At 69.1% G+C, this 12,730-nt stretch carries 11 protein-coding genes; 8 read left to right on the top strand and 3 right to left on the bottom strand.

The genetic code is table 11. The features are described 5' to 3' along the window. Window positions 1–2 precede the first annotated feature (2 nt). The 3 genes from glmM to G6N20_RS13150 are packed head-to-tail and all read left to right on the top strand — an operon-like array spanning window position 3 to window position 3,027. Window positions 3–1,340: a phosphoglucosamine mutase gene (gene glmM / locus G6N20_RS13160; RefSeq protein WP_083045877.1), complete on the top strand. Its 1,338-nt coding sequence runs from the start codon at window positions 3–5 to the stop codon at window positions 1,338–1,340. Window positions 1,341–1,387: 47 nt separating this feature from the next. After that, complete coding sequence (locus G6N20_RS13155) at window positions 1,388–1,696, top strand: hypothetical protein (protein ID WP_083045876.1); 309 nt, start codon at window positions 1,388–1,390, stop codon at window positions 1,694–1,696. 2 nt (window positions 1,697–1,698) lie between these two features. Beyond that, window positions 1,699–3,027: a hypothetical protein gene (locus G6N20_RS13150; protein ID WP_083045875.1), complete on the top strand. Its 1,329-nt coding sequence runs from the start codon at window positions 1,699–1,701 to the stop codon at window positions 3,025–3,027. A 34-nt stretch (window positions 3,028–3,061) separates the two neighbouring features. Here the strand turns inward: G6N20_RS13150 and G6N20_RS13145 are convergent, their stop codons facing one another. From G6N20_RS13145 to G6N20_RS13135, 3 genes are all read right to left on the bottom strand, one after another. Beyond that, entirely contained in the window at window positions 3,062–4,102 is a 1,041-nt protein-coding gene (locus G6N20_RS13145; protein ID WP_083045874.1) for an LLM class F420-dependent oxidoreductase, read from the bottom strand. A gap of 7 nt (window positions 4,103–4,109) precedes the next feature. Further along, window positions 4,110–4,961, bottom strand: a complete 852-nt coding sequence (locus tag G6N20_RS13140) for a dienelactone hydrolase family protein (protein ID WP_083045873.1) — start codon at window positions 4,959–4,961, stop codon at window positions 4,110–4,112. Window positions 4,962–5,086: 125 nt separating this feature from the next. Beyond that, window positions 5,087–5,305, bottom strand: coding sequence for an Rv1535 family protein (locus G6N20_RS13135; RefSeq protein ID WP_083045872.1), 219 nt, complete (start codon window positions 5,303–5,305; stop codon window positions 5,087–5,089). Between the two features lie 742 nt (window positions 5,306–6,047). On the opposite strand from G6N20_RS13135, the gene glmS reads away from it, so the two are divergent. The 5 genes from glmS to G6N20_RS13110 all read left to right on the top strand — a co-directional run bounded on the left by glmS (window position 6,048) and on the right by G6N20_RS13110 (window position 12,549). After that, window positions 6,048–7,925 (top strand): glutamine--fructose-6-phosphate transaminase (isomerizing), encoded by a 1,878-nt coding sequence (gene glmS / locus G6N20_RS13130; RefSeq protein ID WP_083045871.1) that lies wholly within the window; start codon window positions 6,048–6,050, stop codon window positions 7,923–7,925. A gap of 142 nt (window positions 7,926–8,067) precedes the next feature. Further along, window positions 8,068–8,913, top strand: coding sequence for a DUF4436 domain-containing protein (locus tag G6N20_RS13125; RefSeq protein WP_083045870.1), 846 nt, complete (start codon window positions 8,068–8,070; stop codon window positions 8,911–8,913). A gap of 61 nt (window positions 8,914–8,974) precedes the next feature. Continuing rightward, window positions 8,975–9,688: a rhomboid-like protein gene (locus G6N20_RS13120; protein ID WP_083045869.1), complete on the top strand. Its 714-nt coding sequence runs from the start codon at window positions 8,975–8,977 to the stop codon at window positions 9,686–9,688. Window positions 9,689–9,722: 34 nt separating this feature from the next. After that, window positions 9,723–11,144 (top strand): NAD(P)H-hydrate dehydratase, encoded by a 1,422-nt coding sequence (locus G6N20_RS13115; protein WP_083045868.1) that lies wholly within the window; start codon window positions 9,723–9,725, stop codon window positions 11,142–11,144. Window positions 11,145–11,166: 22 nt separating this feature from the next. Beyond that, complete coding sequence (locus G6N20_RS13110; RefSeq protein WP_083045867.1) at window positions 11,167–12,549, top strand: glutamate decarboxylase; 1,383 nt, start codon at window positions 11,167–11,169, stop codon at window positions 12,547–12,549. Window positions 12,550–12,730: the final 181 nt, after the last annotated feature.

The raw sequence follows: 12,730 nt of genomic DNA, 5'->3' as shown, positions 1-12,730 counted from the left end.
GCATGGGTCGACTGTTCGGCACCGACGGTGTTCGCGGGGTCGCCAATCGTGAGTTGACCGCCGAGTTGGCCCTGGCGCTGGGCGCCGCCGCGGCCCGGCGGCTGGTGACGCCGGGCGCACCCGGCCGGCGGGTGGCGGTGATCGGCCGCGATCCCCGGGCCAGCGGCGAAATGCTGGAGGCCGCCGTGATCGCGGGCCTGACCAGCGAAGGTGTCGACGCGCTGCGTGTCGGGGTGCTGCCGACCCCCGCGGTGGCCTACCTGACCGGTGCCTACGACGCCGATTTCGGGGTGATGATCTCGGCCTCGCACAACCCGATGCCCGACAACGGCATCAAGATCTTCGGTCCCGGCGGCCACAAACTCGACGACGACACCGAGGACCAGATCGAGGACCTGGTCGCGGCCGGGCCCGGATTGCGGCCCGTGGGTGCCGGGATTGGCCGGGTCGTCGGCGCCGAGGATGCGACCGACCGTTATCTGCGTCAGGTGAGCAAGGCCAGCACCCTGCCGCTGGACGGCCTGACCGTGGTCGTCGACTGCGCCCACGGCGCCGCCTCCGCGGTGGCACCGCGGGCCTACCGCGCGGCCGGCGCGCGCGTCATCGCGATCAACGCCGAACCCAACGGGCGCAACATCAACGACGGCTGCGGATCGACCCACCTCGATCCGCTGCGGGCCGCGGTCGTCGCCCACCGCGCCGATCTGGGCCTGGCGCATGACGGGGACGCCGACCGGTGCCTGGCGGTCGACGCCAACGGTGACCTCGTCGACGGCGACGCCATCATGGTGGTGCTCGCGCTGGCCATGCGGGAGGCCGGCGAACTGGCCGCCAACACGTTGGTGACCACCGTGATGAGCAACCTGGGCCTGCACCTGGCGATGCGGGCGGCCGGGGTCACCGTGCGCACCACCGGCGTCGGGGACCGCTACGTCCTGGAGGAATTGCGGGCCGGCGACTACAGCCTGGGCGGTGAGCAGTCCGGCCACATCGTGATGCCGGCGCTGGGCTCCACCGGCGACGGCATCGTCACCGGGCTGCGGCTGATGACGCGGATGGTGCAAACCGGCTCGTCACTGGCCGCGCTGGCGTCGGCGATGCGGACCGTGCCGCAGGTGCTGATCAACGTCGAGGTGGCCGACAAGGCCACCGCGGCCGCGGCGCCGTCGGTCCAGACGGCGGTTGCGCAGGCCGCCGCCGAGCTGGGCGACACCGGCCGAATCCTGTTGCGTCCCTCGGGAACCGAGCCCGTGATCCGGGTGATGGTGGAGGCGGCCGACGAGGACGTCGCGCGCCGGCTGGCCGCCGCTGTTGCCGACGCGGTGAGCGCCGCGCGCTGACGACAGGTTGCGGGAACCGTGAGGCGTTCTCGGGCGTCGAAATTGATGTGAGACCCGTGAGCGCACACAGCAGTATCGACGTGGCGGCGGTGCACGCGGTCGCCGACCGGCTCCACGCCGCCGCCGCCCTCGTCGACGACGCGGTAGGAAACCACTTGGCGCGGCTGGCATTTGACGGATCCCGCGCCGGCCGGGCGCACGCCGCCCGCGGCGACGCGGTGCGCGCCGGGTTGGGCCGGCTGGCGGGTGAGTTGTCGCAGTGGTCGCGGGCGGCCGGCGAGATCGCGGTCGCGTTGCGGGCCGGAGCTAGCCGCTATGCCGATGCCGAGCGGTATGCCGCGGCACGAATCGCCTGATCGTGGCCGACCGGTTAGACGTCGCCGAACGCCTCGCCGAAGGCCGGCCCGCGGTGGAGCACACGCAAAGCTACGTATCGGCGTGTCAGCGGGTCGGTTACGAACATCCGGAGCTGACGGCGCAGGCCGCGCAGATCCGGGACTGGTACGACACCGAAGAAGGCCTGGACCTCTACGCGCTCGATGCGGATTGTGCGGCGCTGCGCGCCGCGGGCACCGCGGTCGCCGAAGCGCTGCGGATGCAGCGTGCCCAGGTCGCCGAGCTGGCGACGGCGTGGACCGGGCCGGGAGCCGACGGCGCGGTCGGATTTCTGCGGCGCCACTGCGATGCCGCCGACGCGGTGGTCAACGAACTGCGCGCGGCCGCCCAGCGGTGCGAGTCGCTGCGCGACAGCCTGTGGCGCCTGGTCGACTGCAAGGTCGCGGCGGCCGTCGCGATCGACGATCGCACGCTGGCGGCGCGGCCGGGGTGGCTGGCCGCCGCGACGGCCGTGACGACCGGGGTGGGTGACCGGCCGACGGCCGAGGACGTGGTTCGCCAACAGATAGAGCCCTACGTGGACAACGACGTTCGCGACGACTGGTTGACCGCGATGCAGTCGACGCGGGACAGGGTGGCGGAGTCCTACGACATGGTCATCGACCGGTTGGCCACCGCGCCGCGGGCCTACTTCGAGGTTCCCGGCGACCTCGGGCCCGGCCGTCACGCCGTCCAGCCGGCGACGCCGGCGCCGGCGCCGGTGCCACCCGATGCCGCGGCGCCGGCCCTCACGCCGGCCCTGACCCCGGCGACCGCGCTGACCCCGATGGCCCCCTCGCCCGCGGATCTGGCCGCCGCGCTGGGCAGTGGCCCGGCGATTCCCACAGGCAGCGGTGGTTCGGGCGACTTCGGGGGGCTTGGCGCGCTTGCCGGTCGGATCGTGGAGGCGATGGGAGGCCTGCTGGGCTCGGCCGCCGACCGGTTCGGCGACGCTTCCTTCGGCCAAGACGTCGCGGACGGCCATGCCGACGATGCGGATGACGCGAAGCTGGAAAAGCCCAACGAAGCGGAAAAGGCCGCAGAGGAAACAGCGGAAAGGGACCGCGACGAACCACAATCCGGCGAGCAGATCCGTGACGTGGCCGAGAAGGCCGCGACGCCACCGGTCTCCCCGCCGAGCGCGCCGCCGGTCAGCGCACCGCCACCGGCCACCGTGCCGCCGCCATCGGCCGGCGAACCGCCACCCGCGGCCGAGCCACGGCCAGCTGCTGGGCCATCGTCGCCCCCGGCGCCGGTGGGATCCACGCCCTGCGAGATCGCCGCCGACGAGCTTCCGAAGGCCGGGCAGTGATGGTCGCGCCGTTCCGACGAGCCGATGTCGGGTGTCACACCCGCAGCTCCAGCAGCTCCTCGACATAGCGCACGGCTTCGCCGGGGTCGGGCGTCAGCGGCCGGGCCAGCAGCGTGGTCACGCCGGCGGCGGCGAAGGCGGCCAACCGTTCGGCGACGAACGCGCGCGAGCCGACCAGCGAGATCCCGCGCACCAGCTCGTCGGGCACGGCGGCGATGGCCTCCTGCTTGCGACCGGACAGGTAAAGCTCCTGGATCCGGTCGGCGACGTCGCCGAACCCGTAGCGGGTGGCCAGGCTGTGGTAGAAGTTGCGGCCCTTGGCGCCCATTCCGCCGATGTAGAGGGCCAAATCGGGTTTGGTCCAGGCCAGCCGGTCGTCGACGTGATCGCCGATGGCCAGCGCCGAGCCGACCATGATGTCCAGCGGCCCCAGCGCGGGATCCCGACGGGCGGTGCCGGCCGTCAGCGCCGCACCCCAGACCCGCCCCGACCGTTCCGGCCAGAAGAAGACCGGTTGCCAGCCCTCGGCGATCTCGGCGGTGAGCTCGACGTTCTTGGGCCCCAGCGCGGCGATCGATATCGGAATGCGTTCGCGCACAGGGTGATTGATGATTTGCAGCGCCTTGCCCAGGCCCGTCCCGCGATTGGCGGGCAGTGGGATCTGATAGTGCCTGCCGGCGTAGTGCAGGCGCTCCCGGCGCCACACCTGGCGGCAGATTTCCACGATCTCGCGGGTGCGGCCCACCGGGGCGTCGAACTCGACGCCGTGAAACCCCTCGATCACTTGTGGACCCGATGTGCCGATCCCGAGCCTGAATCGGCCGTCGGAGACAAAGTCCAGACCGGCGGCCGTCATCGCCAACAACGACGGTGTGCGGGTATAGATGGGGAACACCCCCGAGGCCAGCTCCACGGTGGTGGTCTTGGCGGCCAGATAACCCAGTTGGCTTACGGCGTCGTAGGAATAGGCCTCCGGCACGACGGCGATGTCGATGCCGGCCTTCTCAAGTTCGATGACGCGTTCGACGCCGTCATGAAAGCCGCCCGCGTAATCCAGCGCGATGCCAATCCGCATCGACGACTCACCTCAGCAGCGCGACGATCTTGTCGTCCGGGCTGACCGGCGGGGCCTCGGGGTCGGTGACGTCGGTGTTGGGCAGCCGCACGTCAGGATCGGCGAACTCGCGATAGGTCTTGTCGCCGCCCAGGGTGTAGCGGAAATATCCGGTCAGCAGCGCCCGAACGCGACGCTGTGTCCTGCGGTGCGGGCCGGCCAGCCCGACCACCGTGGAAAGTCGCCGACCCTCGATCAGCCCGCCGGCCTGGGCTTTGCTGACGATGCGCAACGTGGCCGCAGGCCACGCCCTGGACAGCTCGAGGGCGTTGGAGTTCAGCGTCTTGGGATCGTCTGGGGCGCCCAGGATCAGACCTGGCACCTTCAGGGTCGCGGCCGGCTGTTGCGCGGTCGGCGCGGTCACCGTCGGGAAGATCGCCGCCACTGCGGTTATCGGTGGGCCGGCGCGGCCTGCCATGCCGGCCGCGGCGAACACGGCCGCCGAGCCGCCGAAACCGTGGCCCGCCAGCCCGAGCTTGGCGGGATGCACGCTGATCTTGCCAGGCCCCAGGCGCACACCGGCCACGATGTCCAGCGCGACGCCCAGATCGACGGCGAAGTTCAGCACCGATGGCGCAAGTCCCCGCTGGGTGTCGGGGGCTGCGGCCACGATGCCCCAGGAGGCCAGATGCTCCAGCAGACCCGAGTAGCGGGCGGTGCCGGTGAGCCAGTCGTGGCCGAAGGCGACGCCGGGAAGATTCAGCCCCGCTTCGGGGGTGTACACCACCCCGGGTATGCCGGCGAAGGCCAGGTCACCTCGCAGGACGCGGTGAGGGCCGCGACGGTGCAGGGCGGCGACGAGCTTACGGATGCGGGCCACCCGTCGACGTTAGCGGTGATCCGGGGAGGGGTCCAGTGCGCGGCGTGGGCGCCGTAGCGCGATCGCCGCCGGCGTGGCCGCCCGCCATCATCCCGGCGGGCAGCCACGCCGCTGGCAGTTGGGGCTCAGGCCGTGACCTCTAGCACCCCCACCCGCCAGAGCACGGCGTACATATGTCGGAGCGGGATGGCCAGCAAACGAGCGGCCGCGTCCACCGCGGGGTCACTCGGGGGGGCGATCGGGTCGCGACGGCGCCGCTTCGATGCCTGTTTGGGCGGGGGCGCTAACGTCAGGCTTGGCGCGGGCGGGACCGTCACCACATCGTCGTACAGCACGGCAGTCATGATTCTCTCCTATGAAGATTGCGCGCGGGCGGGCTCAATAGTCGTCCGTTATCCCGGCGGTTGTAATTGGCATTTGTTGACATCCATTGATCCGGGCATAGGCAGCACCGAGTTTGGCGACTGGTAGCGTCGCGTTGACTCGTTAGTTACGTTTGCTATGTGTTTTCCGGATATTTCTTCCGACAGAAATCCTTAGCGCGGCACCCGATGCGGTTATCGGGTGGCGACGGGGGCATGGATCCCATGTTGGACCGCTGATGGCGAAAGCGCAGCTGCGCGGTTTGGCAACGATCACTGTCACGGCGAAAGCTTTGAACCGCAGTACTATTCGCCTGTGGCAGTGGGTTCGATACCGAGCGCAGGCGTGATCAGACGAGCGTTTACACCGTGGTCCTCTCCGCTGGCCCCGGTGCCGTCTCCCCGCTAGCGGGTCTGCGTATTGCGGCGTTCGTCGGTGTGCCGATACCGCAGTTCATCTCACTCCCTCGGTGGTTGCCAGCTCCAGCCGACATTTCTGATTCTAAGCGCACACCTTGGCGAGTCATATTAACTAATAGATAATGTCAGAAATACATCTGGTGAATTAGTTTCTGCTGCTTAGGAGGTTGGTATGAATTGAAAAGCATTGCTGTCGCCTCACCCACCGGCTGTGCTTTGCTGAGGGGGGGTGTGTGCCCGTGGGCTCGGCACGGCATGGCCACAGGGCGTCCGGTTACGGGCGGCTGCACTACCCTGATCTGCTATGTGCGGAATCGTCGGCTACGTCGGGCAGCGCCCCGCCTATGACGTCGTCATGAACGCACTGCGCCGGATGGAGTACCGCGGCTACGACTCCGCGGGCATCGCGTTGGTCGACGGTGACGGCAACCTGACCGTGCGTCGCCGCGCCGGCCGGCTGGCCAACCTGGAGGCGGCGGTGGCCGACATGCCGGCGGCCTCGCTGGCCGGTAGCACGGGCCTGGGTCACACCCGCTGGGCCACCCATGGTCGCCCGACCGACCGCAACGCACACCCGCATCGCGATGCGGCGAGCAAGATCGCCGTCGTCCACAACGGCATCATCGAGAACTTCGCCAGCCTGCGCCACGAGCTGGAGACGGCCGGGGTGGAGTTCGCCAGTGACACCGACACCGAGGTCGCGGTGCACCTGGTAGCGCGGGCGTATCGACAGGGAGCGACCGCGGGTGACTTCGCGGCCTCCGTGCTGTCCGTGCTGCGCCGGCTGGAGGGGCACTTCACGCTGGTGTTCGCCAGCGCCGACGAGCCCGGCACCATTGTGGCCGCGCGCCGGTCGACACCCCTGGTGCTCGGGATCGGCGACGGCGAGATGTTCGTCGGCTCCGATGTGGCCGCGTTCATCGAGCACACCCGTGACGCGGTCGAACTCGGCCAGGACCAGGCGGTGGTGATCACCGCCGACGGCTACCGGATCAGCGACTTCGACGGCAACCCTGATCTCGGGGCCGCCGCTCAACACCGCGCCTTCCACATCGACTGGGACCTGGCCGCCGCCGAAAAGGGTGGCTATGAATACTTCATGCTCAAGGAGATCGCCGAGCAGCCCGCCGCGGTGGCCGACACGCTGCTGGGACACTTCGTGGGCAACCGGATCGTGCTGGACGAACAGCGGCTCTCGGATCAGGAACTGCGCGAGGTCGACAAGGTGTTCGTGGTCGCCTGCGGCACCGCGTACCACTCCGGGTTGCTCGCCAAGTACGCGATCGAGCATTGGACGCGGCTCCCCGTTGAAGTGGAGCTGGCCAGCGAGTTCCGCTACCGTGACCCGGTGCTGGACCGCAGCACGCTGGTGGTGGCCATCTCGCAGTCAGGTGAAACCGCCGACACTCTGGAAGCGGTCCGGCACGCCAAGGAGCAGAAGGCCAAGGTGCTGGCGATCTGCAACACCAACGGCTCCCAGATCCCGCGCGAGTGTGACGCGGTGCTCTACACCCGCGCCGGCCCGGAGATCGGCGTGGCCTCCACGAAAACCTTCCTGGCGCAGATTGCCGCCAACTACCTGCTCGGGCTGGCCCTGGCCCAGGCCCGCGGCACCAAATACCCCGACGAGGTTGAGCGCGAGTACCGCGAGCTGGCAGCGATGCCGGACCTGGTGGCCAGGGTGATTGCGGCGACGGGCCCGGTGGCCGACCTGGGCTGCCGATTCGCCCAGTCGTCGACCGTGCTGTTCCTGGGGCGTCACGTCGGCTACCCGGTGGCGCTGGAGGGCGCGCTCAAGCTCAAGGAACTGGCCTACATGCACGCCGAGGGCTTCGCGGCCGGCGAGCTCAAGCACGGCCCGATCGCGCTGATCGAAGACGACCTGCCGGTCATCGTCGTGATGCCCTCGCCCAAGGGCTCGGCCACGCTGCACGCCAAGCTGCTGTCCAACATCCGCGAGATTCAGACCCGCGGCGCGGTGACCATCGTGATCGCCGAGGAGGGCGACGAAACGGTCCGCCCCTATGCCGATCACTTGATCGAAATCCCCGCGGTGTCAACGCTTTTGCAGCCGCTGCTGTCGACCATCCCGCTTCAGGTGTTCGCCGCGGCGGTGGCCCAGGCCCGCGGATATGACGTCGACAAGCCGCGGAATCTGGCCAAGTCCGTCACCGTGGAATAAGGGGCCAGAGGCAGACGCCCGGCCGTCAACGCGATTCGGCGGACTTTCTTGCCGCTTTACAATCCAGGGGGAATCGCGATATGGCAACGCGTGGGGAGGCATTCGTGTCGGTGGAGGATTTCAGCATGACGTGCCGGCGCTCATGAAACTCGGCATCGTAGGTGTGGTTCTCTTCGTTACGGCCTATGTCGCCTCGACTTGGCTGTATGGCAGTGCCGGTATGGGCCCTCGTCGCCTTACTGAAGGTAAGCCTTTGGTCGATGGGACTACGGTGACCATGAGTCTCGAGGATGTTCAGTCGAGCAATACCGTGCTGCTTGCCAACCTCGCCGTGTCGCCCGGGCCTGACCTGCTGGATCCGGCAACCCGCGGGCTCAAGGACGAGCTCACCGTGATGGTCACGTCCGCGGTAACGCCTACCAAGCGGACTTGGTCGAAGGGCATGCTGCCCGGCGTTTTTCCGGTCCCGCTGACTCTTGCCGGCAACATCACCGATTGGCCTTTCGATCACTACCATTCGGGGCCAATCACGGTCGAGCTGTTCTCCGGTGCTACAAAAGTACTGGAGCGCGCGACGGTGACATTTGTCGACAGCCTCGCCGGCTGGAAGATCGACATTCCTGTCGCAGACAACGCCGATGCGCATGCGCCGTACCGACTCAAGTTGCAGCGTTCGCCGTCGACCGCGGCGTTCGCCGTCGTCATCGTTGGTGTTCTCGCGGCACTCGCCGGCCTCGGCCTCTTCGTCGCGGTTCAGACGGCGCGTGATCGACGGAAATTCCAGCCACCGATGACCACGTGGTATGCGGCGATGCTTTTTGCCGTGGTACCGCTGCGGAATGCGCTTCCCAATGCGCCTCCGTTCGGAGCCTGGATTGACGTCTGCGTCGTCCAATGGGTGATCGCGGTGTTGGTGTTCTCGATGGGGATCTACATCTCCTGCTGGTGGCGGCACGTCGAGAGGCCAGCGAAACCGACCGGCCAGTGATCGGGTGGGTGAACCGTTCCGATGCTGTACGGCGCGACGCCCGCATGCGAAAGTTAACGCCGTGGCGAGCGCATCGGTGCGGGCACGGTTGCGAACCTGGGCCCTTACGGTGTGGCATTTCGTCAGCAGCGCTCCGCTGACGTACGCCTGGCTGGCGGTGTTGATGATCACCACGATCATCCAGAACCAACTCACCGGCCGGCAGCTGCACGGCGCGCTGCTGCTCCGGTCCACCAACATCAGCCACCTGGGGCGGGATCCGCTGGAGGTGCTGTTCTCCAGCCTGCTGTGGATCGACGGCCGAAACCTGGAACCCTACCTGCTGCTGTTCACCCTGTTCCTGGCGCCGGCCGAGCATTGGCTTGGCCACGTGCGTTGGCTCGCCGTGGGTTTGACCTCCCACATCGGCGCCACCTATCTCAGCGAAGGGTTGCTGTACCTGGCGATCCAGCTGCGCGACGCGTCCGAGAGGATGGTGCACTCCCGCGACATCGGCGTCAGCTACTTTCTGGTCGGCGTGATGGCGGTGCTGACCTATCACATCGCCAAGCCGTGGCGCTGGGGCTACCTCGGGGTGTTGCTGGTCATCTTTGGATTTCCACTGCTCACGATGGACACGACCGAGCTGGACTTCACCGCCATCGGTCACTTCGCGTCCATCCTGATCGGCCTGCTGTTCTATCCGATGGCCCGCGATCGCAAAGGCCGGCCGTGGAATCCGGCGAAGATCAGGGAGGCGTTTCGGCGACGCTGCAGTCGCGAGGCTTCGGCGTGACAGGGCCCGACGCGAGCATGCAATCCTGGTTCCGATGCGGCATTACTACTGTGTAGACGCGATCCGCGACGCCGAAGCCCCGCTGCTGGCCAGCCTGCCCGATGGTGCGCTGATGCGGCGCGCCGCGTTCGGGCTGGCCACCGCGATCATTCGCGAGTTGACCGCACGCACCGGTGGGGTGGCCGGCCGCCGGGTGTGCGCGGTCGTCGGATCCGGCGACAACGGCGGTGACGCGCTGTGGGCCGCGACGTTTCTGCGCCGCCGCGGCGCGGCCGGCGACGCGGTGCTGCTCAACCCGGAGCGTACCCACCGCAAGGCGCTGACGGCCTTCACCAAGGCCGGCGGTCGCGTGGTCCCAGCCGTGGCAGCGACCACCGACCTGGTCATCGACGGGGTGGTGGGCCTCTCCGGCACGGGGCCGCTGCGACCGGCGGCCGCGCAGGTGTTCGCCGCCGTCGCCGATGTGGGCATCCCGGTGGTGGCCGTCGACATCCCCAGCGGCATCGACGTGGCGACCGGGGCGATCACCGGCCCCGCGGTGCGCGCCGCGCTCACCGTCACCTTCGGCGGGCTCAAACCGGTGCACGCGCTGGCCGATTGCGGCCGCGTCGTTCTGGTCGATATCGGTCTTGACCTGCCGGAAACCGACGTGTTGGGATTCGAGGCCGCCGACGTGGCGGCCCGCTGGCCGGTGCCCGGCGCCCGCGACGACAAGTACACCCAGGGCGTGACCGGCATCCTGGCCGGCTCCTCGACGTATCCGGGCGCGGCCGTGCTGTGCGCCGGCGGCGCCGTCGCCGCCACCTCCGGCATGGTCCGCTATGTCGGCACCGCCAATCACCAGGTGCTCGCGCACTGGCCGGAGGTCATCGCCGCACCCACCCCGGCGGCGGCGGGACGGGTGCAGGCCTGGGTCGTGGGGCCGGGAGTGGGCACCGACGAGGCCGGCGCCGCCGCGTTGTGGTTCGCGCTGGAATCCGACCTGCCGGTGTTGGTCGACGCCGACGGGCTGACCATGCTGGCGGCCCACCCCGATCTGGTGGTCAACCGCACCGCCCCGACGGTGCTGACCCCGCACGCCGGCGAGTTCGCCCGGCTGGCGGGGGCACCCCCGGGCGATGACCGCGTCGGCGCCGCCCGCAAGCTTGCCGACGCGATGGGCGCCACCGTGCTGCTCAAGGGCAACGTCACCGTCATCGCCGACCCCGGCGGCCCGGTCTACCTCAACCCGGCCGGGCAGTCCTGGGCGGCGACGGCCGGCTCGGGTGACGTGCTGTCCGGCATGATCGGCGCGCTGCTGGCGTCCGGGCTGCCGGCCGCCGAAGCGGCCGCGGCCGCGGCGTTCGTGCACGCCCGCGCGGCGGCGCTGTCGGCCGCCGATCCGGGCCCGGGCGACGCGCCCACGTCGGCGTCACGCATCGTCGCGCACATCCGGGCCGCCCTGGCCGCCCTGTAGTCCTTCGACGAAAGGATCCGCCGTGTCTCGCAGCCACCCGTCGGTGCCCGCGCACTCGATCGCGCCCGCCTACACCGGGCGCATGTTCACCGCGCCGGTGCCGGCGTTGCGGATGCCCGAGGAATCCATGGAACCGGAGGCCGCATACCGGTTCATCCACGACGAGCTGATGCTCGACGGCAGTTCGCGGCTGAATCTGGCCACCTTCGTGACGACCTGGATGGATCCCGAGGCCGAGAAGCTGATGGCCGAGACGTTCGACAAGAACATGATCGACAAGGACGAGTACCCGGCGACCGCGGCCATCGAGGCACGCTGCGTCTCCATGGTCGCCGACCTGTTCCACGCCGAGGGTCTGCGCGACGACGACCCCGCCAGCGCGACCGGGGTCTCCACCATCGGCTCCAGCGAGGCCGTGATGCTGGGTGGGTTGGCCCTGAAATGGCGCTGGCGCCAACGGGTGGGGTCCTGGAAGGGCCGCACACCCAACCTGGTGATGGGCTCGAACGTCCAGGTGGTGTGGGAGAAGTTCTGCCGCTACTTCGACGTCGAACCCCGCTACCTGCCGATGGAACGGGGCCGCTACGTCATCACTGCTGACCAGGTGCTGGACGCCGTCGACGAGGACACCATCGGCGTGGTGGCGATCCTGGGCACCACCTACACCGGTGAACTCGAACCCGTCGCCGAGATCTGCGCGGCCCTCGACGCGCTGGCCGCCTCGGGGGGCCTGGACGTCCCGGTGCACGTCGACGCCGCCAGCGGGGGCTTCGTGGTGCCGTTTTTGCATCCGGAGCTGGTGTGGGACTTTCGGTTGCCGCGGGTGGTGTCGATCAACGTCAGCGGCCACAAATACGGGCTGACCTACCCCGGCGTCGGGTTTGTGGTGTGGCGCAGCCCCGAGCACCTTCCCGAGGAGCTGGTGTTCCGGGTCAACTACCTGGGCGGCGACATGCCCACGGTCACGCTGAATTTCTCCCGTCCCGGCAACCAGGTGGTGGGTCAGTACTACAACTTCCTGCGGCTGGGCCGCGACGGCTACACCAAGGTCATGCAGACGTTGTCGCAGACCGCGCGTTGGCTGGCGGACCAGTTGCGTGACGGCGAGCGCTGCGAGCTGATCTCGGACGGGTCGGCGATCCCGGTGGTCAGCTTCCGGCTGGCCGGCGACCGCGGCTACACCGAGTTCGACGTCTCCCACGAGCTGCGGACCTTCGGCTGGCAGGTGCCCGCCTACACGATGCCCGATAACGCCACCGACGTCGCCGTGCTGCGCGTCGTGGTGCGGGAGGGCCTGTCGGGCGACCTGGCGCGGGCCCTGCACGACGACGCCGTCAGCGCGCTCACGGCCCTGGACAAGATCAAGCCCGGCGGTCATTTCGTCGCCCAGCACTTCGCGCACTGAGCAGCGTCTTGTCACATGCGCCACAGTGGTCTTGTGCAGGATGCGCGTCGTGCCCACCTGGTAGCGACAATTCCTGGGGATGTCGGGGCCGTTGTTCGTTTGTCGCGATGAGGCGGGCACATTGGGCGCCTGCCGCCGCAGAGGCTGACGTGACGACTGCGGCCCATGCGACGCATGTGAC

The sequence above is a fragment of the Mycobacterium shinjukuense genome, assembly GCF_010730055.1.
In the GTDB taxonomy this organism is placed as follows: domain Bacteria; phylum Actinomycetota; class Actinomycetes; order Mycobacteriales; family Mycobacteriaceae; genus Mycobacterium; species Mycobacterium shinjukuense.
The sequence above is the reverse complement of the archived record's forward strand: the minus strand, read 5'-3'. Positions and strand labels throughout refer to the sequence as shown.

Coding starts and splice junctions, on each gene's coding strand:
- G6N20_RS13145 (WP_083045874.1), bottom strand. CDS start 4,102: ATGCGGATTGGCATCGCGCTGGATTACGCGGGCGGCTTTCATGACGGC.
- G6N20_RS13135 (WP_083045872.1), bottom strand. CDS start 5,305: ATGACTGCCGTGCTGTACGACGATGTGGTGACGGTCCCGCCCGCGCCA.
- G6N20_RS13115 (WP_083045868.1), top strand. CDS start 9,723: ATGCGGCATTACTACTGTGTAGACGCGATCCGCGACGCCGAAGCCCCG.
- glmS (WP_083045871.1), top strand. CDS start 6,048: ATGTGCGGAATCGTCGGCTACGTCGGGCAGCGCCCCGCCTATGACGTC.
- G6N20_RS13125 (WP_083045870.1), top strand. CDS start 8,068: ATGAAACTCGGCATCGTAGGTGTGGTTCTCTTCGTTACGGCCTATGTC.
- glmM (WP_083045877.1), top strand. CDS start 3: ATGGGTCGACTGTTCGGCACCGACGGTGTTCGCGGGGTCGCCAATCGT.